The sequence below is a fragment of the Microbacterium psychrotolerans genome (assembly GCF_031085295.1).
GTDB classification, from domain to species: Bacteria; Actinomycetota; Actinomycetes; order Actinomycetales; family Microbacteriaceae; genus Microbacterium; species Microbacterium psychrotolerans.
Genome location: NZ_JAVFWO010000001.1, coordinates 607,691 through 632,587, shown reverse-complemented (window position 1 = coordinate 632,587; position 24,897 = coordinate 607,691). Strand labels below are relative to the sequence as shown.

Sequence of the window (24,897 nt, the reverse complement as noted above, 5' to 3'; positions counted from 1 at the left end):
TCGACGGTCCGTCGGCCCCGGCATCCGTCAGCCGATGACGCTCGGCTGCAGATCGCGAAGAGTGCGGAAGTGCGTCATGCGGGTGACGCCGACGGCCGCGATCACCCCTGCGCCGACGAGCCAGGTCAGCAGCACGGCGAGGTCGAGCCACACCCGGTCGGCGCTGCCGCCGTACATGACCTGCCGCATCGCGTCGACGACGTAGCCCATGGGCAGCACGTGATGCAGCGCCGCCAGCGGCGCCGGCAGCGTTTGCCAGGGGAACGTGCCGCCCGCGGTCACCAGTTGCAGCACCATCAGCACGAGGCCGAGGAACTGCCCGACCGACCCCAGCCAGACGTTGAGCGCGAGAACGATCGCCGCATACGTGGCGCTGGCGAGCAGCAGGATGCCGAGCGTCGCCAGCGGGTGCGCGAACGAGAAGCCGAGCGCCAGGGCGAGCACCCCGAAGAGCCCGACCATCTGCAGACCGCCGAGGAGCGCGGGCGTCGCCCACCCCGCCAGCGTGATGCGGATCGGTGAGTGGAGAGCCGTCACCGCGCGCTTGGAGACCGGCTTGACGATCAGGAACAGCGCGTAGATGCCGATCCACCCGGCGAGGGCGGCGAAGAACGGTGCGAGCCCCGCGCCGTAGTTCTGCGCCTGCGTGAGCGACGACCGCTCGATCTCGACGGGCGCGGCCAGCGTGTCGGCCTGCGCCTGGCGGGTCGCCGCGTCGAACGAGGGCAGCTGGGCGGCACCCTCGTTGAGGCCGTCGCGCAGCTGCGTGGCACCGTCTTCGAGCTGTGTCAGGCCGTCGTCGAGCGTCGCCGCGCCGTCGCGCAGCTGCGCCGCGCCGTCGGCGGCGGTCGCCGTGCCCGTCGCCAGGGTCGCCGAGCCGGCGGCGACGCTCGCGGCTCCTGTCGACACCCGCTGGGCGCCGTCGTTCAGCCGATAGATCTCGGCGACGGCGCCCTGCACGCGATCGTCGACCGCGTCCAGCCGGTCGCCCACAGGATCCAGCTTCGCGAGGACCTCGTCGATCCGAGCCTGGTCGACACCCGCCTCGGCGAGCGTCGCGGCGATGTCGCTGCGCACCTGCGGGAGCGTCGAGACCGCGTCGGAGGATGCCGCACCGACCCGGTCGGCGATCGCATCGAGCTGTGCGGTGCCGCCGGCCACCTGGGCAGCGCCGTCGGCGACCTGGGAGGCGCCGGCGGAGAGCTGCGCCGCACCGTCGCGCAGCTGCGCGGTCCCGTCGGCCAGCTGGACGGCGCCCGCGGAGAGCTGCCCTGCGCCGTCGTCTGCCTGCGTGAGACCGTCCACCAGCTGGGAGGCGCCCGTGGCGGCATCCGTCAGCTGGATGCGGATGGTGTCGAGCGCGTCGAGCATGGTGAGACCCGCCTCGGCCACGACCTTCTCGGTGATCGTGGTCTGGATGCGCTCGACCGCCTGCGTGCCGATCGTCGAGGCGAGGTAGTTGTTGGCGTCGCTCGTATGCAGCACGATGTCTGCCGTCCGCGGCTCGCCGGTCGTGATGGAGGCGATCGCGGCGGTGAAGTCCGCAGGCAGCTCGATCGCGAAGTCATAGGTGCCGTCGTCGAGTCCGGTGTCCGCCTCTTCGGCGGTGGCGAGGTGCCAGTCGAAGGTTCCGTCCTCGATGAGCTCCTGGGCGACCTCGTCGCCGAGGTCGCGCTGCGTGCCGTTGAGCTCGGCACCGGTGTCGGCGACCACGAGCGCCACCGGCACCTCGTCGAGCTGACCGTACGGGTCGCGGTTGGCCCACAGGTACAGGCCGCCGTAGAGGATCGGCACGACCATCAGCGCGATCAGCGCGATGAGCGACATGCGCGTCGAGGCGAGGCGCCGGAGCTCCGCGAGGATCATCTGCGGGACCTTCATGCCCGGCCACCCTTCGACGGTGCGGTGAAACGACGCAGTCGGATGCCGGGTGCGCCGGGTGCGCGGCGGGTGCCGGGTGCGCGGCGGGTGCCGAGCGGTTCGCGCGCCGGGGTGGTGGGGGCGCTGGGGGCGGTGGACGCGTCCGGCGCGCCGCCGTCGAGCACCGATCGCGAGGCCTGGCCGGCGATCACGAGCACCGCGAGCCCACGGGCGCCGAATTCCTCGGCGATGGCCCACCACGCGGCGGGCAGTCCGCCGTGGCGGTCGGGCGAGACGAGCACGATGCCCTCGATGCCCGTGCGCAGCACGGCCAGCTCGCAGAGCGCGCGCACGCGGTCGGCGGGATCGACGTTCGAGACGGGCACGGATGCCGCCTCTCCGAGCGCGTGCTCGTCGAGCCAGCGTCGCACCGCGATCGGGTCCGACCGGCGGCCCGCGAACATGAGCTCCTCGGCGGCGACGCCGGCGAGCGTGACGTTCGGTTCCGGCTCCGACACCTCGGGGGCGTCGACGAGGGCGACGCGGCGGCGCAGGCGGGAAGCCGCCGAGCGCCCGTCGATGGCGACGCGTCCGGTGTCCGGCCGCATCCGGCCCGAGGCGATGAGCCCCAGCACGGTGGGGCGCTGCTCGGTCTCGGCGGCGACGAGCGTGACGCGGCCCGATTCGAAGACGGCGGAGGTCACGGGCAGTGCGTGCTCGCGGCGGCCCTTGCCGACGGCATCCAGCTCGACCTTCACTCGGTCACCGCCTCGGCGGCGGTGGACCTCGCCGACGGGGCGAGGAGGTCGGGATGCTCCTCGAGCAGTGCCGCGGCCTCGCGCCACGAGAGTCCGGCGATGCTGAGCACCGCCCGCACCGCGAGGGCGCCCGCGCTCGGCGACGAGGCGTCCATGCGCGTGATCACGGTGCGGGCGGTCTCCTCGACGAGCCGGGCGAGCGTGGGCGCGGCGACATCGGTGCGCAGCACGTCGGCATCCTGGCCCTCGCGCACGATGCGCACGACGGTGCGCCGCAGGGGAGCGAGTGCGGTCGCCGTCTCTTCGAGGTGGGCCTCGTCGAGGGCGATCGCGGCGAGCACCTGCACGTGGGAGGCCTCGGTCCACAGCGCCGCCGCGAGGCGGGCGAGGGCGAGGCGCGGGTCGGCGTCGTCGATCTGGACGGCGACGGTGTTGAACCTCTCCGCGCCCTGCGCCACGAGTTCGCGCACCAGGGCGTCGCGGTCGTCGAAGTGGCCGTAGAGGGCTCGTCGCGAGAGTCCCGCCTGTCGGGCGATCGCGTCGACCGACGCGCGCGGGTCGTGCGCGAGGGCGACGTGCGCTGCGGCGAGGATGCCGGCGCGGTTTTCGAGAGCGTCCCGCCGCGGACGGCGCGCAGCGTCGATCGAAGAGGTCATGCCTCCACGTTAGTTTTCTTGCACAACACTGTGCAAGTTATGGCGCCAGGACTCAGTCGGTTCCCAGGTCGAACGCGGATGCCTCGTTCGCGGCATCCGTCGCCTCGGCGAGCTCTTCGCGCTCGGCGCTGTACTCCTCGGCGTGCTCGGTGATCTCGCCGGCCTCGCCCTGCGCGAGGTGGCCGACGAGCTCGCCCGTCGCGCCGCCGATGATGCCCGCCGCGGCGTAGTGCTCGAGCCGCACGCGCGAGTCGGCGATGTCGAGGTTGCGCATGGTGAGCTGGCCGATGCGGTCGGTGGGGCCGAACGCGGCGTCGCCGACGCGCTCCATCGACAGCTTGTCGGGGTGGTACGACAGGCGCGGGGCGCTCGTGTCGAGGATCGTGTAGTCCTCGCCGCGGCGCAGGCGCAGTGTGACGGAGCCCGTGATCGTCGAGCCCACCCACTTCTGGATCGACTCGCGCAGCATGAGCGACTGCGGCTCGAGCCAGCGGCCCTCGTACATCAGGCGGCCGAGGCGACGGCCCTGCTCGTGGTACGTAGCGAGCGTGTCCTCGTTCAGAATGCCGTTGACCAGACGCTCGTACGCGATGAAGAGCAGCGCCATGCCCGGCGCCTCGTAGATGCCGCGGGACTTCGCCTCGATGATGCGGTTCTCGATCTGGTCGCTCATGCCCAGGCCGTGGCGGCCGCCGATGCGGTTGGCCTCGAAGACGAGCTGGACCGGGTCGGCGATCTCGACGCCGTTGAGGGCGATCGGGCGGCCGGCCTCGAAAGTGACGGTGACGTCCTCGGTCTCGATCTCGACCGACGGGTCCCAGAACCGCACGCCCATGATCGGCTCGACGGTCTCGAGCGACACGTTGAGGTGCTCCAGCGTCTTCGCCTCGTGCGTCGCGCCCCAGATGTTCGCGTCGGTCGAGTACGCCTTCTCCGCCGAGTCGCGGTACGGGAAGCCGTGCTCGACGAGCCACTCGCTCATCTCCTGGCGCCCGCCGAGCTCTGTGACGAAGTCGGCGTCGAGCCACGGCTTGTAGATGCGCAGCGCCGGGTTGGCCAGCAGGCCGTAGCGGTAGAACCGCTCGATGTCGTTGCCCTTGTAGGTCGAGCCGTCGCCCCAGATGTCGACGCCGTCTTCCTTCATGGCGCGCACGAGAAGCGTGCCGGTCACGGCGCGGCCGATGGGCGTCGTGTTGAAGTAGGTGCGGCCGCCGGAGCGGATGTGGAACGCGCCGCACGCGAGGGCGCCGAAGCCCTCCTCGACGAGCGCGGGCTTGCAGTCCACCAGCCGCGAGACCTCGGCGCCGTACTCGAGCGCGCGGCTCGGGATCGCGTCGATGTCGTCCTCGTCGGGCTGGCCGAGGTCGCCGGTGTAGGTGCAGGGGATCGCGCCCTTGTCGCGCATCCACGCGACGGCGACGGAGGTGTCAAGGCCCCCTGAGAAGGCGATGCCGACGCGCTCGCCGACGGGCAGGGACTGAAGGACCTTCGACATGCCGTCAAGTCTAGTTAAGGGATGCGGCGCGACCCGGCCGGGCGTCCTTCTGCCGCTGGCCGGCTCAGATGGGCAGCGCGCCCCGCGCGGCCCGCTGGCCGGCTCAGATGGGCAGCGCGCCCCGCGCGGCGGGTGCGCCGTGGCGGGTCGCGCGCCGCTCGCGGTAGCGGCCGATCACGATGATCGCGCTGCCGATCGCGAGGAAGCCCGCCAGGATCGCGCTGATGTAGATGAGTGCCGACGAATAGCCGCCTGCGCCGTGCGGGTCGAGGAACGGGTACGGGTACCACCATGCCGTGGTGCCGTCAGGGCTCGCGACGCGCTCGCCGCGGATCATCGTGTACGTGGTCCAGCTCAGCGGGTAGCCGACGAGCACGGCGAGCGACCACCACGGCAGCCCACGCCGGCGCGGTGCCAGGACCAGGTCGCGGATGAAGTAGATCGGCAGCACGACGTGCAGCACCTCTGCGGCGTAGGTGTCGAGCATCGCTATGCCCACCGAGTCGCCGAGGGCGACCGGCGCGGGCAAGCCGCGCAGCAGCACGTTGTAGACCAGGCCGAGCAGCAGCACCGGTCCCGTCACGGCCGCCAAGGCGAGCGCGATGCCCAGCGGCTCGCGCCCTGTGCCCGGGTGGCGCATCCCCCATGAGGCGGCGATGAGCAGCGTGACCATGCCGAGCAGTGTCGACGCGATCGTGAACAGACTGAAGTAGTTCGCCAGCACGTCGCCGAGGCCCTGCCCCTGGCGCGCTGCGCGGTCGACGTTGACGATGAATCCCGCGACGACCCCCGAGAATCCGGTGATCGCCGCGACGATTCGAAACCATGACCAGTACATGTCTCCCCCTTCGTCAACACGCGATTGCGTGTCGATGTCCCCGAGCACAGATGTACTCCCGCCGATACCGACGGCCCGGAAACCTATGAGAAGGCAGGGTGTGGAAAGCACGCGCCGATATGAGCGTGTTGTCAGGAAGCTACAACGTGTCCGCCGTTCCGGGAACAGAACGCACAAACGGCTCCCAACGGACGTTTCGCGTCACTCCGACAGGGCCTCGGAGGGGACGGATGCCGCCGCCCGCGTCGCCGTACCGGCATCCGTGTCGGCGGTACCGGTCCGCCGGCCCCACCCCACGACGAACGCTCCGACGGCGACGATCGCGAGCGCGATGCCGATCACGTAGACGATCACCGAGAGCCAGCCGCCCGGGGTATTCGGGTTCAGGAACGGATACGGATACCAGAAGGGGTCGCCCGAAACGGGGTTGGCGACGAGGGGGCCGCGGATCATCGTGTACACCACCCAGACGATCGGGAAGGCGACCACCGCCCACAGGCTCCGCCACGGCAGCGACCTACGCAACGGGCCCACGAAGACATCCGCCAGCAGGAACAGCGGGCCGATCAGATGCAGCACCTCGTTCGACCACGGGATGGGCGCGCTGCCCTGGGGCAGTTCGATGTTGCGCAGCAGCGCGTTGTAGACGATCCCGGTGATGATCATGTAGGTGCTCGCGCACGCGAGAGCGACGGCCAGCGCCGGGGGCTCGGCGACCGCTCTGCGTCCGCGCGCGAAGTACCACACCGCTGCCCATACGAGCACGATCGCCGCGAGCGCGTTCGACAGGATCGTGAAGAAGCTGAAGAAGTTCGTGATCGTCGTGGTGACGTCGCGGCCGAGTTCGGCCGCCGTGCCGATCGACTTCGACAGCTGCGCCGTGATCGCCGTCACGGTGACCGCCGCCATCGCCAGCCTCAGTACTGCCCACGCCGTCGCCCATGTCCGAGAACGCGTCATGCGCACACCATACCGAGCGGTGTCTGCGCGTCGTGTCGTGTCGCGGTGTGACTCGGCGTGGCGCGGGTGTCGCCGCAGCGGCCGCTCATCGGGCTACCCTCGGGCGCGGCGGAACGTCCGCCGCCCGAGCTGGAGGAGGGTCCCGTGTCGACGCTGCTGGAGGACGAGGCGCTGCTCTTCGTACGTGAGCTGATCCGGATCGACACGGTGAACACCGGAGTGCTCGCGACCATCGGCGACGGCGAGACCCGTGCCGCGCAGTACGTGCAGGGGCGCCTCGCCGAGGCCGGTATCGCCTCGGAGCTCGTGGAGTCGCGCCCCGGGCGCGGGTCGCTCATCGCGCGCATCCCCGGAAGCGATCGGGATGCCGGTGCCCTGCTGGTCCACGCGCACCTCGATGTCGTCCCGGTGGACGAGAAGGACTGGACCCACCATCCGTTCGGCGCCGAGATCGAGGACGGGTTCCTCTACGGCCGCGGCGCCGTCGACATGAAGAACTACGCGGGAACGATCCTCGCCGTCGCCCGCCATTTCGCACGCGAGGGCATCGTGCCGCGACGCGATCTGGTGTTCGCGTTCCTCGCCGACGAGGAGAGCGGCGGCGTCTGGGGTGCGGGGTGGTTGGTCGAGAACCGCCCGGAGCTCTTCGCCGGAGTGACCGAGGCATTGAGCGAGGTGGGCGGCTTCTCCGTGCCGCTGGCCGCCGACCCGGCCGATGCGCGGCGGGCGTACCTCGTCGCGACGAGCGAGAAGGGCGTCGCCTGGGCGACACTCAGCGCCCGGGGGCACGCCGCGCACGGCTCGCGGCCGACCGACGACAATGCCGTGGTGCGCCTCGCCCAGGCCGTCGCGGCGGTCGGCGGACACCGGTTCCCCGTGGTGCGCACTCCTGCCTTGCAGCGGTTCCTCGACGTGTTCGGCGAGGCGCGCGGGCTGGCGTTCACCGACGAGTCGCTCGCCGCCGACCTCGAGAGCCTCGGGTTCGTGTCGTCACTGGTCGGCGCGACGACCCGCAACACCGCGACGCCGACGGTGCTCGCGGCGGGTGACAAGACGAACATCATCCCGGCCGACGCGTCGGCTCGCCTCGACATCCGCATCCTGCCGGGGGAGGACGACGCGCTGCGCGCGCAGCTTCGCGAGGTCGTAGGCCACGGCATCGACATTCGGGAGGGGCGCTGGTGGTCGGCGACCGAGGCACCCGTCGACGCCCCGATCATCGGCATCCTGCAGGACGCGATCTCGGTCGACGATCCCGACGGTCTCGTCGTGCCGTATTTGCTGCCGGCGAGCACCGACAACAAGCACTTCGCGAAGCTGGGCATCCACGGCTACGGGTTCGTGCCGCTGCGGGTGCCCCGCGACTTCGACGTGTTCGCCCAGTTCCATGCGGCCGACGAGCGCGTCCCGGTCGACGCGCTGCACTTCTCGGCACGCGTCACCGAGCGCATCCTGCAGACCGCCTAGAACGACGGATGCCTCGCCTGACGCTCGTCAGCCGCCGAAGCGTTCCGCCTGCATCCGGATGGCTGCCGTGGCGGCATCCTCGCCCCACACGCGCGGCTGTGCACCCTCGAGTGCACGGGCGAGTGGCACCCAGCCGACCCAGCGCAGGGGCTCCCAGCCTGGCGCAGGCGTCAGCGCTTCGAGGTCGCGGTAGTCGTCGACGCGCACCCGGTCCCACGCGTGCACGACTCGACCGTGTCCGAGGCTCAGGCCGACGTGGCCCCAGTCGCGCCGCTCGCCGAACAGCTCGCCCACGCTCTCGTAGAAGACCAGCGCGTAGACGGTCGGCTCACCGGTGTTCACCGATGCTGCGTAGACCCGAGCCGATTCGGCCGCGTCATCGCCGCCGAACATCTCGAGGTCGTTCGAGCGCTCGATCGCGTCTTCGACGAACGCCAGGCAGCGCGTCGTGTACTCGGTCGAGCCGGCGTGCCCGAGCGCCCAGGTCACGGCGTTCGCGCCGCACGTCTCCAGATCAAGAATCATCGACAGCAGGCTAGCGAACGCGCCGGACCCACCGTCGGTGTCGGTGTCGGTGTCGGTGTCGGGCACCGGCCGCAGGAGGTCGTCACGCCGGGCGAGCACGAGGTGACCGCGCTCGCGTCAGCACGGTCGCGGCGATGGTGCGCTCAGAACGGCGCGTCACGGCTGTCCGTGGAGCGGAACACGGGGACAGAGCGCTCTGGTTTGACGAGGTATTGGCGGCCGGAGGGTGATGTCCATCGGATCGCGCCGCCCGAGTCGGCGACGTGCTCGATCGTCCAGTCGGTGTGATGTCGGACCGTGTGGTGGCCTTTGCACAGCGGTCCGAGATTCGTGAGCTCCGTGCGTCCGCCGAGAGCCCAGTCGACGTGGTGGTCGATGTCGCACCGGGAGGCCGGCATCCCGCAGCCTGGCCCCATGCATCGATCGGCACGCCACTTCACGAGCTTCTGAAGTGCGGGTGGCGGCCGGTACTGATCGCGGCCGACGGAGAGCACCATGCCGGTCTCGGGATGGGTGAGCACTCGCGTCCACCCGGGTGCACCGCCCGCGAGTTCCCGCGCCACGGGCAGCGGGATCGGTCCGATCCCTTCCACGACCGGCGGGTCGATCCCCGCAGCGGCGCGGGAGGCGTCGGAATCGTGGAGGAGCGCGAGAACCGGGGTGGTGACGAACACCGTCGCCCGCACACCGCGGGCGTGGTCGGGGTGAATCTCGGTGGCGCCGTCGATGAGAAGGTCGAGGACGACGTCGGCACGGATCTCGTCGAGGGTGCGCGTGTCTCCATCGCTGGCTTTGATGGCTTTCGCCATCGAAGTCACCCGAGAGACCGCGGCGTGGATCGCGACCATGGGTGCGTAGACGTGGGCCCATCCCATTCCGTCATCGTCGGGCTCGACCGCGATCCGTCGCCTCGCCACAGCCCGCTCGTATCGTTCGGTGAGGGTGGCCGAGCGCACCTTGTCGATCAGCGTGCGCAGCTTGCGGCGGAAGGTGCCGACCGCCTCCGACTCCGCCAGCGCGATGCCCGGCTCGAGCACCTGCGCGCGGAACTCCGGCTCGAGTTCATTCATCGCCGCGACCAGGATCTGCGCGTGGACTTCGGTGATCCGCGCCCGCTCCATCGAGACCAGCACCGCCGGGTAGGAGTGCACCACCGCCTCGGAGAAGCTCAGCAGCTCGCCCGCGGCGTGCTCGGTGATCCGAAGAGCAGCCGCGAGCTCCAGCCGCACTCCCCGTTCCACGACCTCCGTCAGAACCCGGCCGTTGTGCGTCGCGTCGCGAAGCGCCTCACGTCGCATCGCATCGATCCGCTCGAGCCGCTGCGCCGCGAGCATCGTCATCATGTCGGCTGCCTCGACGACCAGATCGATATCATCCGGGAACACCTGGTGAGGGATCTCGGGGTCGATGAACATACCTCAAGATTAGAACATACCTACGACATTCCGGATGGAAAGCACCGCCGAGCTGCTCGCCCGACGGCGACTCACGGAACGTGTGTGATGTTGTCGATCCCGAGTTGGAACAGCTCACCGGCCCAGAGAAGCTGCGCGACGACGATGCCGATCCCGGAAGCGGCGCCGACTGCGACGATGGCGAACACGATGCCACGCTCGCGATAGCCCTTCCACCCGAGCACCAGGAGCAGGGCGAGCCCGACCAGGTGAGCGGCGATCAGCGGAACCCCGCCCACGACCTCCGCGAAGCCGGCCATCGTCGTGCCGGCGGCGAGTGCCTTGCTCTCCTCGGTCTGCGCCTCGAACTGGGCGAGTCCGTACCAGGACCACGCGACGACCGGCGCCAAGATGCCGAGCGACGCCAGAATCCAGAAGCCCTCGCGCGCGCCACGAGAGGTCCGCGAGTTCGGCGTCGACGGCGCATTCACCCGGTCAGCCTACTGACGAGCGCGCGGAGGAGCCCCCGGCATCCGAACGCCGCATGCACCGCGTATCCGCCTGAAACTTGCCCCCGACCGATGAATACCAACCCCGGAAAAAAGCCCCGGGGATAGTGTCGTATCCGAGCGTCGCCGTTCGTGGATTAGGTGTGCGACCCCGTGCGGGTCGCCGCGACCGAGGAGCCGCGACATGGCTCCCGTCCCGATGAGAGGAGACGACAGTGACGAAGTATCTGATCGCATTCAACGACGAGTGGGTGCCCCAGCACACCCCCGACGAACTGCGAGCGAAGAGCAAGGCCTCGCGAGCCGTACTCGACGACATGAAGGAGGCGGGGGTCTTCCTCTACGCGGATGGGGGTATCGATGCCTCGACCGCGGTCTGCAGCGTCGTGAGCAAGGACGGGAAGCCGGTCTTCACCGATGGGCCGTTCGTCGAGAGCAAGGAGCATCTCGGCGGATTCACCGTCGTGGACGTGCCCGACGATGAGGCCGCACGCTACTGGGCAGGGCGACTGGCCGTCTCATTGGATTGGCCGCAGGAGGTGCACCGATTCCCGTCGGACGTCTCGGAGATCATCGAACGGCAATCGCGCGCGGGCGAATGACGATGACCGCGTGCACGCAGCCCGCGTTCGCACCGGCTGAGGACATCGAGCTCGGTGCCGTCCCAGCGCGCGCCGCGCGGCTCGCCGCACCCGCTCACGCTCTGCGGGAGTCGTGACCGGACCCCCGGTCGTGCAGGCCATCGCCCGTGCCCACCACGAGGAGTGGGCGCGGGTGGTGGCCGGTCTCGCACGTCGCTTCGGCGATCTGGATCTCGCCGAGGACGCAGCCGCCGAGGCATTCGTCGCCGCGGTGGAGCGGTGGCCGCGCGACGGCGTACCGCCCAACCCCGGCGCGTGGCTCACCACCACCGCGACGCGCAAGGCGATCGACCGGCTGCGTCGGGAATCCCGTCGCGACGACAAACATCAGGCGGCACAGATGCTGTCCGACGACACCCCGCACGAGCCGATCGGGCCGGTCGAGGATGACCGGCTCCGTCTGGTCTTCACCTGCTGTCATCCTGCTCTTGCCATGGAGGCGCGCGTCGCGCTGACGTTGCGCCTGCTCGGCGGACTCACCGTCGCAGAGATCGCCCACGCATTCCTGGTACCGGAGACCACGATGGCGCGACGGATCACCCGCGCGAAGGCGAAGATCAAGACAGCGCGCATTCCCTATCGGATGCCGTCGGCAGGCGACATCCGGGAACGGCTCGCCGGTGTGCTCGCGGTGATCTACCTCATCTTCAACGAGGGCTATCTCGCCACCGCCGGGGATGACCCGCTGCGCGCCGACCTGACAGACGAGGCGATCCGCCTGGGCCGCCTGCTGCGCACCCTCCTTCCTGATGAGGGGGAGGTGACGGGACTCCTCGCGCTGATGCTCCTCACTGACGCGCGGCGCACCGCCCGGGTGTCCCGCGCCGGTGAGCTGGTGACGTTGGACGAGCAAGACCGCGGCGCGTGGGATCGGGCCCTCATCATCGAGGGTCACGACCTCGTCCGCGAACGGATCGCGGCGGTCGCCGCCGGCGCCGATCCACCGGGGCGGTATCAGCTGCTGGCCGCGATCAATGCGGTGCACACGGACGCCCCGTCCGCACGCGATACCGACTGGTCCCAGATCGTCGCACTCTACGACCGCCTGATGCGCATCGATGACTCCCCGATCGTGCGACTCAACCGCGCGATCGCGGTCGCCGAACTGGACGGTCCCGACGTGGCGCTCGCCGAGATCGACCGACTCGGCGAGGCCCTCGACGGGTATCACGCCTACCACGCTGCGCGCGCCGACCTCCTGCGGCGGGTCGGGCGGAGCGGCGAATCGCGGACCGCGTACGACCGAGCCGTCGAACTCTCCCGCAACCCCGCCGAGCGGGCCTACCTCACCCGCCGTCGCGACCAGCTCGTGTGGTGACCCGCCGTCCGGCTTTCCCGCGCAACGGCCGCCGCCCTGTCTGCGCCCCGACGTCCGTGGGTGCAGCCCGGATCCGCAACGCAGAAGAATCCGAGAGTTCACCGTTCAGGGCCTCGCCAGTGCATCAGGCACCGCAATAGGATCACAGCACCCTGATGACCCAGAGTCCGGAGTGACCGGCCGGTCGCTTTCGGAGATCAACCGAAGGAGAGATCGATGGGTACGCAGAACCTCGCACTGGTAGTCGGCTCGTACGACGACACGGCCTCCGCGTCGGACGACTACGAAGCCCTCCGAAGCGGCCAGGACGCCGGCGGCTACGAGATCGTCGGCGCCGTGGTGCTCGTCCGCGACAAGGACGGCAAGGTCCAGGTGAAAGAGCACGGGGACAAGTCGGTCGGGCACGGTGCGGCCTGGGGCGCGGGCGCCGGAGTGGTCGTCGGCCTGTTCGCGCCGCCGCTGTTGGCGGCCACCGCGGTCGGCGCCGGCATCGGCGCGATCCTCGGAAAGATCAAGAAGAACCGCGAGGAGAAGCAGTTCGGCGTCGACGTCGACGAGTACCTCACACCCGGGACCTCCGCCGTCGTCGCGGTCGTCGACGACAGGTGGGCCGACAACGTCGAGAAGGCCCTGACCAGGGCCGACAAGCGCATCAGCAAGGCGATCGACTCCGACGATTACGACAAGCTGCGCAAGGCGATCGACGAGTCGGCCGACGACGTCGTCGAGCAGATCAACTCCTAGCCGGTTCTCGCCGAGGCCCGGCGGGCGAGCGCCGGGCCTACCCGCAGCCCGTCTGGCCGCGAGCGCAGCCCCTCAGGCCGCGAGCTCGGCACGCTCGCCGACGTCGGGCAGGCCGAGGTTCTCGCGCAGCGTCGTGCCGGGGTACTCGGTGGGGTAGACGCCGCGCTCCTGAAGCTCCGGGATGAGCCCGTCGACGATGTCGTCGAGGCCCTCCGGCACCAGATACGGCGAGACGTTGAACCCGTCGACGGCGTGGGCGTCGACGTACTGCACGACGCGGTCGGCGATCGTCGAGTAGCCGCCCACGAAGGTGCGCAGCGACGACCGCTTGATGACGAACTCGCGGATCGACAGGCCGTCGGCGGCCGCGCTCTCGCGCCACTCCCTCGCCGTCTCGAGCGTGCGGCGCCCTTGGAAGAGCGAGCCGCGGGCGCCGTCGACCTCGTCGACGACCGGGTCGATGTCGGGGAGCGGGCCGTCGGCGTCGAAGTCCGACAGATCCCGGCCCCAGATCGGCTCGAGGAAGCGGATCGCCGATTGCGGCGATACCTGCGCGCGAGTGACCCACTCGGCCTTCTCGCGTGCCTCGGCGTCGGTCGGCGCGAGGATGAACTGCGCGCCCGGGAAGAACTTGAGCTCGTCCTCGCCTCGCCCGTGCCGGGGAAGGCGCCGACGCAGGTCTGCCGCGAAGGAGATCGCCTCGTCGAGTCCGGGGTGGCCCGAGAAGATGACGTCCGCGCTCGCCGCGGCGAACTCGCGTCCCTCGTCGGAGTCACCGGCCTGGAACAGGACCGGCCGACCCTGTGGGCTCGGCGGCAGCGGTGCGGGGCCGGCGAACGACACCAGGTCGCGGTCGACCTCGACCGGGGTTCCGACGCCGTGGGCTCCGGCATCCCACAGCCGCTGGGCGGCGTCGACGAACTGTGCCGCGCGCCGGTACCGGTCGGCGTGGTCGAGGTAGCCGCCGCGGCGGAAGTTCGCCCCCGTCCACGCGTTGTCGGTCGTGACGATGTTCCAGCCGGCACGGCCCTCGCTGATCAGGTCCAGCGAGTTCAGGCGCCGGGCGAGGTCGTACGGGTCGTTGTAGGTCGTGTTCTGCGTCGCGACGAGGCCGATGCGCTCGGTGACCGCGGCCAGCGCGGCGAGCTGGGTCTGCGCGTCGGGGCGCCCGGCGATGTCGAGGTCGTGGATGCGGCCGAAGTGCTCGCGCAGCCGCAGCCCCTCCCCGAGGAAGAACGCCGAGAAGAGCCCGCGCTCGGCGGTCTGCGCGATGCGGCGGAACGACTCGAAGTCGTACTGCGATCCGCTCCGGTCGCTCGACCAGATGGTGCCGAAGTTGACGCCCTGGAAGAACACTCCGAACTGGATGCGTCGGGACGTGGTCATGCGAACTCCTTCACAGCGGATGCGGCGTAGCGGTTGGCGGGGCGGGCGAGGCCGAGCGTGTCGCGCAGGGTCTCGCCCGGGCGCGGGGAACGGAAGCCGATCCGCGATCGCAGGGCGGGCAGCACGGCGCGGCCTGCCTCTTCGAGGTCGACGTCGAGCTCTGCGACGTGCAGCCGCACGCCGTCGACGGCCGCCGACAGGTCGGTGAGGAGGGCGACGAGCCCGGAGGTGTCGCCGGCGTGACGCAGGCGCGAGCGCGACGGCCACGGCCCGAGCGTGGCAAGTCGCCGCTCGGCGGTGACGCCCCGGGCATCGAGCACGACCTCCACCTCGGCCCAGACGCGCGTCGCGCCGGCCGCTCTCGCTCGGGCGGCAGCATCCGTGATCTCCGCGGTGTCAGCGCCCTCGACGAGCGCGACGTCGATGCCCGCGGTCCCTGCGGGCGCCACCACGACGAGCTGGCCCTGCGGCGGGCGCGGTGTGATGAGCGGACCCTTCACGGAGAAGCTCTCGCCCTCGAAGTCGACGTAGTGCAGCCTGTCGGCGTCGAGGTAGCGGCCGGTGGCGGCATCGAGGATCACCGCGTCGTCCTCCCACGAGTCCCACAGCCGGCGTGCCACCTCGATGACGTCGTCGCGCTCGCGGCGCAGCTCCTCATCCGACAGCGCCGTGCGACCGTACGCGGCTGCCTCGCGCTGGGTTGCGGATGCCGCGACGATCCAGCCGCCGCGGCCGTTCGACGCCCAGTCGAGGCTGGCGAGCTGGGTCGCGACGTGGAACGGCTCGCTGTACGCCACGTGCGCGACCGGCACGAGGCCGAGCGCCGTCGTCAGCGGCGCGGCGTATGCAGCCCGCTGCACGGCATCCCATCGTGGGACTTCGCCGACCGGCAACGGCGAATCGTCGAAGGTGGCGGCGGTGAACCCGAGGCGTTCGGCGCTCGCGACGCGCGCGGCGAGACGGCGCGGCGAGAGCGCGCCGGCAGGGGAGGCGGATGCCGTGGGGTGGGCGCCGTCGGCGTCCAGCTCGAGGGCGACGGCGAACGGGGTGTCGGACATGCGAGCCACGGTAGGTCGCTGGGCGCAGGCAGCGCCGCTGTGCGTCGGTGCATTCCGGAGTGTGACGCCGCGTTGCGGACCGTCACGATCCGTGTCGCCGCGGGCCCCCGGCGGCTCGGCCACCGGCGGCGTGTGGCCCTAGCTTCGCCCTACCGGCGCACCCCGCAGACACCGCGCCACCGACCGAGGAGCCCCTCATGACCGACACACTTCCGCGCCAGGCAGGCGCCGCCGAGGCCGCGCCGCCGTCTCCGCCGGCGTCGTCGCGCGTCGACCTCGGCGACCTCCCCGTCGTCCACACCCGGCACTGGTTCCGGTGGTCGATCGGCATCGTCGTGCTGTTCGTCGTCGCTCAGTTCGCGTGGTCGCTGGTGACGAACGAGAACTACGAGTGGGATGTCTTCGCCCACTACTTCCTGTCGGAGCCGGTGCTCCAGGGCGTGGGTCTGACCCTGCTGCTGACCGTGGTCTCGGCATCCATCGGGTTCTTCCTGGGCACGCTGCTCGCGCTCGCCCGCCTCGCCAAGTCGCCGCTCCTGAACTCGGCCGCGTGGCTGTTCATCTGGTTCTTCCGCTCGGTGCCCCTCGTCGTGCAGATCATCGTCTGGTACAACCTCGGCTACCTGTACCCGACCCTCGGCCTCGGCACCCCGTTCACGACGGACTTCTGGCTCGTCGAGTTCCCCACGGTGCAGCTGATCAGCGCCTTCGCGGCCGCGATCCTCGGGCTCAGCCTCAACCAGGCGGCGTATTCGGCCGAGATCATCCGCGGCGGTCTGCTGTCGGTCGACCAGGGCCAGCTCGAGGCGGCCGCGGCACTCGGCATCCCGCCCCGCCGTCGGCTGACGCGCATCGTGCTGCCGCAGGCGATGCGCTCGATCGTGCCCAACGCCACCAACGAGGTGATCGGGCTGGTCAAGGGCGCGTCGGTCGTGTTCGTGATCGCCCTGCCCGAGGTCTTCTACGCCGTGCAGGTCATCTACAACCGCAACAGCCGCGTGATCCCGCTGCTGCTCGTCGCGGTGGTCTGGTACACGATCATCACCACGGTGCTGAGCATCGCGCAGTACTACATCGAGCGTCACTACGCCCGCGGCACCGTGCGGGTGCTGCCGCCGACGCCGGTGCAGCGCGCCCGCCGCTGGGTCGCCGTGCAGTGGGCGCGGCTGGGCGACTCCGACACGGGTCCGCCGCCGCTCGTGGGCGTCGACGCCCCGATCGCCGCGAAGGCGACGTTCAGCGGCTCGTCTAACGACATCAAGAACTCCGGAGGAGCAGGCGCATGAGCACCGTCATCGCGGAGACCGCCACGCGCGGGCTCGTCGAGATCCATAACGTCCACAAGAGCTACGGCGGCGTCGAGGTGCTGCGCGGCATCGACCTGACGGTCGAGCCGGGCGAGGTCGTCGCGATCCTCGGGCCGAGCGGCTCGGGCAAGTCGACGCTGCTGCGCACCATCAATCACCTCGAGAGCGTCGACCGGGGCTCCGTCACCGTCGACGGCCAGCTGATCGGCTACGAGCTGCGCGGCGGAAAGCTCTACGAGCTGCGCGAGCGGGAGGTGCTGGAGCGGCGCACGCAGATCGGCATCGTCTTCCAGAACTTCAACCTCTTCCCGCACCTCACCGCGCTCGAGAACGTCACCGAGGCGCCGATCGCGCTCGGCCGGCTCTCGAAGGACGATGCCCGCGAGCTCGCGCTGGGTCTGCTCGACCGCGTCGGGCTCGCCGACAAAGCCGACCACTACCCGCGCCAGCTGTCGGGCGGACAGCAGCAGCGCGTCGCGATCGCCCGCGCCCTGGCGCTCAAGCCCAAGGTGATCCTGTTCGACGAACCGACGAGCGCGCTCGACCCCGAGCTGGTCGGCGAGGTGCTCGACGTCATCCGCGACCTCGCGCAGCTCGGCACGACCCTCATCATCGTCACGCACGAGGTCGGCTTCGCCCGCGAGGTCGCCGACCGTGTCGTGTTCCTCGACGGCGGCCAGGTCGTCGAGCAGGGCCCTCCCGCCGAGGTCCTCGTGACACCGAAGCATCCCCGCGTCCAGGACTTCCTCGCGAAGGTCCTGGCCTGACCCGAGAGAACTCGAGACCGAGTCTTCACCCGAGAAAAGGAAACACAGCAATGGCACTGAGCAAGAAGCAGGGCATCGCGATCGGCGTCGGCGTCGTCGCGGTGGCCGTGATCGTCGGCGGCGTCCTCTGGGGCGTCAACCAGAACGCGCCGGCCGAGGCGGCGGCACCGGAGGCGACCGAGGAGTCGGCGAACGTGGCGACGGACGACATCCAGTGGGTCCGCCTCGACGAGCCCGTGGCCGAGGCCGTCGAGGCCCTCGAGGCGAGCGGCTTCGAGCCGGTCGAGCCGGGCAAGCTCACCGTCGCGCACTCCGCCTACGTCCCGCCGCTGGGCTACATCCCCGAGGGCGAGACCGAGGCCGCCGGCACCGAGCCGAACATCGGCGCACTCATCGCCGACGCCCTCGGCCTCGAGTACAACCCGGTCGTCGTCGCGTGGGCGGACTGGCCCCTCGGCATCCAGTCGGGCAAGTACGACCTCATCACGTCGAACGTCACCGTGACCGAGGAGCGCAAGGAGCTCTACGACTTCGCCAGCTACCGCGAGGACCTGCTGGGCTTCTACGTGAAGAGCGACAGCGACATAGAGAAGATCGAGGGGGCCGCCGACATCTCCGGTCTCACGATCGCGGTCGGCTCGGGCACGAACCAGGAGCAGGTGCTGCTCGCGTGGAACGAGGAGCTCGAGACCGCGGGTGAGGAGCCGGCCGAGCTGCAGTACTTCGACGACAACGCCGCGACCGTGCTGGCGCTGCAGTCGGGCCGCATCGACGCGACATTCGGTCCGAACGCGACATCGGCGTGGTCCGCTCGCGAGACCGGAGACACCAAGCTCGTCGGCCTCGTGCCCGGCGGCTGGCCGCTGACGGCGAACATCGCCGCCGCCACTGCCAAGGGCAACGGGCTCATCGAGCCGGTGGGCATCGCGCTCGACTACCTCATCGAGAACGGCCAGTACGACGAGGTGCTCGAGATCTGGGACCTCGAGTCGGAGCGCGTAGAGGAGAGCCTGATCAACCCGCCCGGACTCCCCAAGTCCTGACGAGCCTCACGCCGGCCGGGCCCGTTCGCGGGTCCGGCCGGCCTCCCATGTCACCCGTCACCGTCCGCACAGCGTCCACTCGAGGGAGCACCGATGGCTCGCATTCCGGTCACCGACCCGCCGTCGTCTCTGGATGCGGAGACGGATGCCGGAGCCGGCCGTCTCGCGCCGGGTTACGGTCGATGGGTGCACCGTTCTTCCTCCCCCGACCAGGACACCGTCCCCTCGCCTGCGCCCGACGAGACCGCCGAGGCGGCATCCCGCTCCGCCGACTGGACCATCCGGCTCGTCCGCACCGACGAGTACGAGCGCGCCGGCGATGTCACCGCGGATGCCTACCTGACCAGCTACGGCCAGCTGTCGGACGAGTACCTGGCGTCACTGCGCGACGTCGCCGGCCGGGTGCAGGAGGGTGACGTCTGGGTGGCGGTCGACGCGGACGGCGACATCCTCGGCACCGTATGGGTGGCGCGAGAGGGCAAGCCGCTCGCGGACATGGCGCAGCCCGGCGAGACCGACTTCCGCCAGCTGGCCGTCGCACCGACCGCGCGCGGACGAGGCATCGGCGAGGCGCTCACCCGGCACGTCATCGAACTCGCGCGCGAGCGCGGCTCGCACCGCGTCGTGATGAACAGCGGGCCCGAGATGACCGGAGCGCATGCGCTCTACGCGAAGCTCGGCTTCCAGCGGCGGTCGGAGCGCGAGGGGCTGTGGGAGGTGCAGCCCGGCCGGTGGATCGAGCTGTACGCGTTCGGCTACGACCTGGCTCCCGCACTCCGCTGACATCCCGCGGGGCCGTGAACGCCCGCTCGAAGTCCTGCCGCGACACTGAGGTGAAGCGACGGCGGTCGGCGCTAGGGCCTGCGCACGAGCCCGGCGACGCCGGCGGCAGCCAGCGCGACGACCGCCGTGCCGACGAACAGCCACGACAATCCGCCCGTGACCGCATCGGGAACGGCGGCACCCGCCTCCAGGAGCGTGTCGGTGCGGAGCGTAGCGACCGTGGCCAGCACGGCGAGTCCGAGCGCACCGCCGATCTGCTGGCTCGTGTTCACCAGCCCGCCGGCCAGTCCTGCCTCGCCTCCGTCGACGTGGTCCACGGCGAGCTGGGTCGTGGTGACGAAGGCAGCACCCATGCCGATCCCGATGAGTACGGTCGGGCCGAGGAGCTGGGTGACGAAGACGGCGTCGGCGGGCGCGAGCGACAGCCAGGCAAGACCGGCGGCGAGGACCACCAGCGATGCGATCAAGGTGCGCTTCGCGCCGATGCGGCCGATCACCTGGGGCGCGATGCCCGCGACGATCACGAGTGCGCCGGCCAGCGGAAGCTGCGTGAGGCCGGTGGTCAGTGCGTCGTAGCCGAGCACGGACTGCATGAACACGGACAGTGCGAAGAAGAGCGCGACCATCACGGCGCCGACGAGGAGCATGGCGATGTTGCCGACGGTGAGGTTGCGGTTGCGGAAGACCTCGAGCGGAACGAGAGGCTCCGCGGTGCGACGTTCGATGATCACGAACGCGATCCCCAGTGCGATTGCGAGTCCCGCGAGGCCGAGCGTGAGCGGGTGGACGAAGCCGACCTGCTCGATCGCGCTGAAAGCGCCGACGGCGGCGACGAGCGCGCCGGTGATGGTCACTGCTCCCGGCGCGTCGAGCCTGCCTCGCGCCGCCGGCACGTCGCGGGTGATCAGGAGCGGGATCGCGATGAGGACGATCGCTCCGATGGGCACGTTGACGAAGAACACTGCCTGCCACCCGAGCGCGGCGGTCAGCACGCCTCCCAGCAGGACGCCCGCCGCGGAGCCGATGCCGGCGACGCCGCCCCACACGCCCAGCGCCTTGGTCCGGTCCGCGGGAGCGGGGAATAACTGGGTGAGCAAGGCCAGGGCGGCCGGCGCGAGAAGGGCAGCGAATGCCCCCTGCAGCGCGCGGGCGGCGAGCAGCATCTCGCTCGATGCCGACAGGCCCGCGAGCGCGGACGCGGCGACGAAACCGGCCGCGCCGATGAGGAACACCCGGCGGTGGCCGTAGCGGTCGGCGAGGCGTCCGCCGAGCAGAAGCAGACCGCCGAACGCGAGGACGTACGCGGTGATCACCCAGGCGAGCGCGGTCGTGTCCATCGAGAGCTGCCGGCCGATCACCGGTAGCGCGATGTTCACGATCGAGGCGTCGAGGACGACGAGGAACTGGGCGAGGGCGAGGATGCTCAGGGCGAGCCACCGCCGTGAGCTGCGAGGTGTCGGCGCAGGCGCGATGCGCGGCGCGGCGAATGTGGTCATGGAGGGTGTTCCTTCTCTAGGGGAATGCGGGCGGTTGCGAGAGCGGCGGATGGGGGAGCGTGCGGCGCATGCGGGGCGCGGGGGGCGGGGAGCGGTCGGCGAGCCGCACGCTCCCCGCCCGTGGGTCAGTTCCAGAGAGAGAGCATCGCGATGATGGCGAATACGATGACGCCGAAGGTGATCCACCAGACGGTCTTCTCGACGGTTCGCGGAGCGCGTCCCGAGGGCGGCGGCGCTGGGACGGCGGTGGGGTCCTGGGTGGTGCCGGTCATTGTTCTTCCGTTCTCGTGCGGGTGAGCGATGGGAGGGCAGCGGGATGCCGCTGCCTCAGTTCCATTGGGTGAACATCGCGACAGCGATGAGAGCGAGCGGCGCTAGCGCCGCCCATCGCATGGTGATCTCGTTCCTCATCTGTCCTCCTTTCGACTAGAGAGTGAGCCATCACTCACTCGTAGGGACGTGCAGAACTCGAGGCCTGCGCTGGGCTTCACTCGGGGTGGCGGATTCCCCGCGAGAGGATGCGTGCCCAGTCCGCCGGGATCTCGTCGATCCGGGCGGTGACCAGGAGATGGCAGAGCTGTCCATAGGCCATGAACTGCTGCACCTCCTCGTCGGTGCCACCGGAGCGCCGCTTGGCGAAGTCCGTCACGCGCGCGATGCCGGCGCGGAGAGCGGCGCCGATCTCCTCGATGTCGGCGACGGACTGGGCGTGCACTTGGAGCATGAGGAGAGTGCGGTCGCGGATCAGATCCGCATACGCGTCGCCCATGGAGTCGAGCACCGCAGTCGGAGAAGTGTCGGCGGCCGCGTCGGCGCCGGAGGTGATGGCGTCGACGATGTGGTCGAAGCAGGCCTCCAGGGCGGCGACGAACAAGGCCTCCTTGCGCGCGTAGAGCTTGAAGACGTAGGCGGACGAGATCTTCGCCTCTCTGGCGACGTCGGCGACGGTGGTGCCGTGATAGCCGCCGCGCGCGAACTGGGTGAGCGCGGCGGCCGCCACCATGGGGCGCCGGACGTCGGCGGTGGAGAGGATCGAGCTGCGAGCAGGCATGTGAGTGACTCTACACTCACCGCGAGTGACTCGTCAATCACTCACGTCGTAGATGCGGAACCGCACTGACGAACGAAGTCGTCCACCCGGAAAAATATGGCGACAACCGGCCATATTTCGCCTAGCCTTGGCCTGGCGCCCCAGACTCCCGGCGTCCACCTGGCACACAGGCCTCTGCGTGAGCCCGCTCCTCTCGGCTCGTCGACGTTCCGATCCTGCGGTGCCCACACGCGGCCATCGGCAGGGATCACACATGACGGAGCAGGACCACTCATTCGGCAAGGCGCTGTTCGGGCGACGATGGCGATCGATCGCGCCGATCTTCGACTGGTTCCGCAAGACATGGCGCCAGGCGGTTCCCTCAGGCCGCGACGCGAACCGATGAGTTCGCGGCTCCCCGGATAATGAGGGAGTGGAGCCGTGGGAGATGCGCGAGTGGTACGCGGAGTATCTCGACGCCTGCAACCGGCACGACCTCGACGCCATCCGCTCATTCGTCGATCCGTCGGTCCGGCGTGCGCATCTGCCCGGTGGCGCCGCGGCGTGGGTCACCGACATGGCCGACCTCTTCCAGGGCTTCCCCGACTGGCGGTGGCGCCGTATCCAGCTGGTCGTCGAGGACGACCGCGTCGCCGCCCATCTGCGGGGCAGCGGAACCCACCTGGGTCCGTTCCGCGGGATCGGCCCGACCCGGCGCCACGTCAACGTCGCCGAGTTCGCGATGTACCGCGTGACCAACGGGCGTATCACCGAGTTCACCGGTTCCGAGAACGACCTCGAGCTGCGCGCCCAGCTCGGCAGGGCGGAACGCTAGCCGAGGTCGCGCCGCGCCTCTCCGGCGTCAGGCGGCGGCGAGCTCGCGGGTCCGCTGCCCGTGGGGGTCGGCATCCGTCCACAGCGCCGTCGGGAACTCGCGCCGCAGCACCGGCGCCACCTCGTCGGCGAAGCGCTCGAGGATCTCGAGCTGCCGCCCGAAGGGCACAGTGGTCGGCAGGCTGATCGACTGCAGGTCGTGCCCCAGCCGGCCGCGGAACCGGGCGATCTTGTCGATCACCTGCTGCGGCGTGCCGACGAGGGCGGGACCCTCGGCGACGGCGTGCTCGATGTCGCGGAAGGGGGTGTTGTTCCCGGGCACGTTGGTGGCGGCCACGATCGCGTTGTAGACCGGACCGTACTCGCGGATCGCGTCCTGGGTGGTGTCGGCGATGAAGAGCGCGCCCGAACCGGCGGCGACGAATGCGCTCGCGGGGTCATGGCCGTGCCGCGAGTATTCGGAGCGGTAGTGGTCGACGAGCACGCCGTAGTTCTCGAGCGGCTGGATGGCGTTCGCGCTGAACAGCGGGTCGCCGAAGCGGGCGGCGAGTCCGGCCGAGAAGAGCGTCGTGGCCGACCCGTGCCACACCCGCGGCGCTCCGGCGAAGGGGCGCGGCAGGGTCGTCACGCCGGTCAGTGGGCGCGTGAACTCGCTGCCCGCCCACGTGACATCCTCCTCGCGCCAGAGGCTCCGCAGCAGCTCGTACTTCTCGGCGAGCAGCTCCCACTGGTCGTCGATGTCGAGGCCGAAGAGCGGGAACTGGGCGACCTCGTTGCCCTTGCCGATCGTGATGTCGAGCCGGCCGCCGGAGAGCTGATCGATCGTCGCGTAGTCCTCGGCGACGCGCACCGGATCCAGCACCGACAGCACCGTGACGCCTGAATTGAGACGGATGCGGGAGGTCCGCGCCGCGATCGCACCCAGCAGCACCGTCGGCGACGACGAGATGAACTGCCCCGCGTGGCGTTCGCCGATGGCGACGGCATCCAATCCGAGCTCCTCGGCGCGGATCGCCTGCTGCAGCGTCTCGGCGAACCGCTCGGACGGCGAGACCTGGCGACGCGTGATGGGGTCGGCGCGGTACGGGACGATGTCGAGCAGCTGGAACCTCATGCCGCCACCGCCGGGGCGACGAGCGCATCGGTGGAGCGCACGCGCGTGAGCGGCGTCTTCTCGCCGGCCTCGATGCCGATCGGCAGGCGGTTGCCCTCCGGAGGCAGCGGGCACGTGGCGAAGTCGGTGTAGGCGCACGGGAGGTTGACGGCGCGGTTGAAGTCGATCGTGGTCCAGCCGTCGGCATCCGGCGCGTCGACGCCCACCGAACGATTCGCGGCGTACGTGGTGAGCCCGCTCGTCGCGTCGGTGAACAGCACGAGCAGGTCGCCGGGCGCCTTGCCGTCGAACGCGGTGAGCGTGAAGTGGTCGCCGCGCCACGAGAACTCGAGCACGCCGGGGGCGTCGTACACGTGGGTGAGGCCGTCGACGGCAGCGCCCACCTCGGTCGGCCGGGGCGCGTCGAACGGACGGAAGCGCGCGGCCACGCGCCAGCGCGGATTCGGCACATACGTCGGGGTGCCGGGATACTCCGCGAGGAACGGGTGGTCGGCGCGCCGCGGCCGCAGGATCGTGTGCCCGCCGCGCTGCGCGATCTCGACGGCGCCGGCGACGTCGCCGGCGGTGAATCCGGGCGTGAGGCTGCTGCGCTCCGGGAGCTCACCGAAGGCGTGGCGGCCGGTGATCGTGGCGCCGTCGAGCGTGAGGCTCTCGCCCTCCGCGAGCTCGACCACGACGCCGTCGGCTCCGAGGCCGAGGCTCCACGTGCCCGGCGCCCCCGGCAGCGCGATCGGCTCACTCCCGAGCCAGTGCAGGCCCGTGATCGCGAAGAAGCCGAGGGGGTCGGCGCGGTGCGTCTCGTGCGCCCGGTGCCAGGTGTCCCAGTCGCGCCCGAACTGGGCGCGATCGATGTCGGTGTTGAGTGTGCTGGTCATGGGGTGCTCCTCGTGCGGTGGATGGACGGTGCGGTCGAT

General features: G+C 70.5%; 26 protein-coding genes. 10 read left to right on the top strand and 16 right to left on the bottom strand.

Translation table 11 applies throughout. The features are described from left to right. Window positions 1–27: 27 nt before the first annotated feature. The 6 genes from Q9R08_RS02700 to Q9R08_RS02675 form a co-directional block, all read right to left on the bottom strand. Window positions 28–1,881 carry a YhgE/Pip family protein gene (locus Q9R08_RS02700; protein ID WP_308866280.1) on the bottom strand — a complete coding sequence of 618 codons (1,854 nt, stop codon included), beginning with the start codon at window positions 1,879–1,881 and terminating at the stop codon, window positions 28–30. Next, a complete protein-coding gene (locus Q9R08_RS02695; protein WP_308866279.1) occupies window positions 1,878–2,618 on the bottom strand; it encodes a hypothetical protein in 741 nt (246 codons plus the stop codon). Before Q9R08_RS02695 ends, Q9R08_RS02700 begins: the two co-directional genes overlap by 4 nt. After that, complete coding sequence (locus Q9R08_RS02690; RefSeq protein WP_308866278.1) at window positions 2,615–3,274, bottom strand: TetR/AcrR family transcriptional regulator; 660 nt, start codon at window positions 3,272–3,274, stop codon at window positions 2,615–2,617. Before Q9R08_RS02690 ends, Q9R08_RS02695 begins: the two co-directional genes overlap by 4 nt. Window positions 3,275–3,326: 52 nt before the next feature. Further along, window positions 3,327–4,769, bottom strand: coding sequence for an argininosuccinate synthase (gene argG, locus Q9R08_RS02685; RefSeq protein WP_308866277.1), 1,443 nt, complete (start codon window positions 4,767–4,769; stop codon window positions 3,327–3,329). Between the two features lie 103 nt (window positions 4,770–4,872). Further along, complete coding sequence (locus tag Q9R08_RS02680) at window positions 4,873–5,607, bottom strand: Pr6Pr family membrane protein (RefSeq protein WP_308866276.1); 735 nt, start codon at window positions 5,605–5,607, stop codon at window positions 4,873–4,875. A gap of 201 nt (window positions 5,608–5,808) precedes the next feature. Next, window positions 5,809–6,567, bottom strand: coding sequence for a Pr6Pr family membrane protein (locus Q9R08_RS02675; protein WP_308866275.1), 759 nt, complete (start codon window positions 6,565–6,567; stop codon window positions 5,809–5,811). A 144-nt stretch (window positions 6,568–6,711) separates the two neighbouring features. Between Q9R08_RS02675 and Q9R08_RS02670 the strand changes: the two genes are divergently transcribed. Continuing rightward, complete coding sequence (locus tag Q9R08_RS02670; protein ID WP_308866274.1) at window positions 6,712–8,034, top strand: M20/M25/M40 family metallo-hydrolase; 1,323 nt, start codon at window positions 6,712–6,714, stop codon at window positions 8,032–8,034. A 27-nt stretch (window positions 8,035–8,061) separates the two neighbouring features. Here Q9R08_RS02670 and Q9R08_RS02665 read toward each other — a convergent pair whose 3' ends face one another. The 3 genes from Q9R08_RS02665 to Q9R08_RS02655 all read right to left on the bottom strand — a co-directional run bounded on the left by Q9R08_RS02665 (window position 8,062) and on the right by Q9R08_RS02655 (window position 10,444). Further along, window positions 8,062–8,559, bottom strand: a complete 498-nt coding sequence (locus Q9R08_RS02665) for a hypothetical protein (protein WP_308866273.1) — start codon at window positions 8,557–8,559, stop codon at window positions 8,062–8,064. 143 nt (window positions 8,560–8,702) lie between these two features. Next, complete coding sequence (locus Q9R08_RS02660) at window positions 8,703–9,974, bottom strand: HNH endonuclease signature motif containing protein (RefSeq protein ID WP_308866272.1); 1,272 nt, start codon at window positions 9,972–9,974, stop codon at window positions 8,703–8,705. Window positions 9,975–10,045: 71 nt separating this feature from the next. Further along, window positions 10,046–10,444 (bottom strand): hypothetical protein, encoded by a 399-nt coding sequence (locus Q9R08_RS02655; RefSeq protein ID WP_308866271.1) that lies wholly within the window; start codon window positions 10,442–10,444, stop codon window positions 10,046–10,048. A 233-nt stretch (window positions 10,445–10,677) separates the two neighbouring features. Between Q9R08_RS02655 and Q9R08_RS02650 the strand changes: the two genes are divergently transcribed. From Q9R08_RS02650 to Q9R08_RS02640, 3 genes are all read left to right on the top strand, one after another. After that, window positions 10,678–11,064, top strand: a complete 387-nt coding sequence (locus Q9R08_RS02650; protein WP_308866270.1) for a YciI family protein — start codon at window positions 10,678–10,680, stop codon at window positions 11,062–11,064. A gap of 112 nt (window positions 11,065–11,176) precedes the next feature. Beyond that, entirely contained in the window at window positions 11,177–12,421 is a 1,245-nt protein-coding gene (locus tag Q9R08_RS02645) for an RNA polymerase sigma factor (protein WP_308866269.1), read from the top strand. Between the two features lie 216 nt (window positions 12,422–12,637). Beyond that, complete coding sequence (locus tag Q9R08_RS02640) at window positions 12,638–13,165, top strand: DUF1269 domain-containing protein (protein ID WP_308866267.1); 528 nt, start codon at window positions 12,638–12,640, stop codon at window positions 13,163–13,165. A gap of 72 nt (window positions 13,166–13,237) precedes the next feature. Here Q9R08_RS02640 and Q9R08_RS02635 read toward each other — a convergent pair whose 3' ends face one another. Together Q9R08_RS02635 and Q9R08_RS02630 are read right to left on the bottom strand one after the other, a co-directional pair. Beyond that, on the bottom strand, window positions 13,238–14,551 hold the full coding sequence (locus tag Q9R08_RS02635; protein ID WP_308866266.1) for an LLM class flavin-dependent oxidoreductase: 1,314 nt from the start codon (window positions 14,549–14,551) through the stop codon (window positions 13,238–13,240). Beyond that, window positions 14,548–15,609, bottom strand: coding sequence for an LLM class flavin-dependent oxidoreductase (locus tag Q9R08_RS02630; RefSeq protein WP_308866265.1), 1,062 nt, complete (start codon window positions 15,607–15,609; stop codon window positions 14,548–14,550). The genes Q9R08_RS02635 and Q9R08_RS02630 overlap by 4 nt, the downstream gene beginning before the upstream one ends. A 197-nt stretch (window positions 15,610–15,806) precedes the next feature. Between Q9R08_RS02630 and Q9R08_RS02625 the strand changes: the two genes are divergently transcribed. The 4 genes from Q9R08_RS02625 (at window position 15,807) to Q9R08_RS02610 (ending at window position 19,509) form a co-directional block, all read left to right on the top strand. Beyond that, window positions 15,807–16,895, top strand: a complete 1,089-nt coding sequence (locus Q9R08_RS02625; protein ID WP_308866264.1) for an amino acid ABC transporter permease — start codon at window positions 15,807–15,809, stop codon at window positions 16,893–16,895. Beyond that, the gene (locus Q9R08_RS02620) at window positions 16,892–17,683 is read left to right on the top strand and encodes an amino acid ABC transporter ATP-binding protein (protein WP_308866263.1); all 792 of its coding nucleotides are present in this window, start codon (window positions 16,892–16,894) and stop codon (window positions 17,681–17,683) included. Before Q9R08_RS02625 ends, Q9R08_RS02620 begins: the two co-directional genes overlap by 4 nt. A 50-nt stretch (window positions 17,684–17,733) precedes the next feature. Beyond that, the gene (locus tag Q9R08_RS02615) at window positions 17,734–18,726 is read left to right on the top strand and encodes an ABC transporter substrate-binding protein (protein ID WP_308866262.1); all 993 of its coding nucleotides are present in this window, start codon (window positions 17,734–17,736) and stop codon (window positions 18,724–18,726) included. Window positions 18,727–18,819: 93 nt separating this feature from the next. Next, window positions 18,820–19,509 carry a GNAT family N-acetyltransferase gene (locus Q9R08_RS02610; protein ID WP_308866261.1) on the top strand — a complete coding sequence of 230 codons (690 nt, stop codon included), beginning with the start codon at window positions 18,820–18,822 and terminating at the stop codon, window positions 19,507–19,509. A gap of 71 nt (window positions 19,510–19,580) precedes the next feature. Here the strand turns inward: Q9R08_RS02610 and Q9R08_RS02605 are convergent, their stop codons facing one another. From Q9R08_RS02605 to Q9R08_RS02595, 3 genes are all read right to left on the bottom strand, one after another. Next, the gene (locus Q9R08_RS02605) at window positions 19,581–21,005 is read right to left on the bottom strand and encodes a DHA2 family efflux MFS transporter permease subunit (RefSeq protein WP_308866260.1); all 1,425 of its coding nucleotides are present in this window, start codon (window positions 21,003–21,005) and stop codon (window positions 19,581–19,583) included. 125 nt (window positions 21,006–21,130) lie between these two features. After that, on the bottom strand, window positions 21,131–21,277 hold the full coding sequence (locus tag Q9R08_RS02600; protein WP_308866259.1) for a hypothetical protein: 147 nt from the start codon (window positions 21,275–21,277) through the stop codon (window positions 21,131–21,133). Between the two features lie 215 nt (window positions 21,278–21,492). Next, the gene (locus tag Q9R08_RS02595; RefSeq protein WP_308866258.1) at window positions 21,493–22,056 is read right to left on the bottom strand and encodes a TetR/AcrR family transcriptional regulator; all 564 of its coding nucleotides are present in this window, start codon (window positions 22,054–22,056) and stop codon (window positions 21,493–21,495) included. Between the two features lie 253 nt (window positions 22,057–22,309). Between Q9R08_RS02595 and Q9R08_RS02590 the strand changes: the two genes are divergently transcribed. Both Q9R08_RS02590 and Q9R08_RS02585 read left to right on the top strand, forming a co-directional pair. Further along, complete coding sequence (locus Q9R08_RS02590; RefSeq protein WP_308866256.1) at window positions 22,310–22,441, top strand: hypothetical protein; 132 nt, start codon at window positions 22,310–22,312, stop codon at window positions 22,439–22,441. Window positions 22,442–22,468: 27 nt separating this feature from the next. Further along, window positions 22,469–22,870, top strand: coding sequence for an ester cyclase (locus tag Q9R08_RS02585; protein ID WP_308866255.1), 402 nt, complete (start codon window positions 22,469–22,471; stop codon window positions 22,868–22,870). 27 nt (window positions 22,871–22,897) lie between these two features. Here the strand turns inward: Q9R08_RS02585 and Q9R08_RS02580 are convergent, their stop codons facing one another. Further along, a complete protein-coding gene (locus Q9R08_RS02580; RefSeq protein WP_308866254.1) occupies window positions 22,898–23,983 on the bottom strand; it encodes an LLM class flavin-dependent oxidoreductase in 1,086 nt (361 codons plus the stop codon). After that, on the bottom strand, window positions 23,980–24,858 hold the full coding sequence (locus Q9R08_RS02575; protein WP_308866253.1) for a DUF1684 domain-containing protein: 879 nt from the start codon (window positions 24,856–24,858) through the stop codon (window positions 23,980–23,982). Before Q9R08_RS02575 ends, Q9R08_RS02580 begins: the two co-directional genes overlap by 4 nt. Window positions 24,859–24,897: the final 39 nt, after the last annotated feature.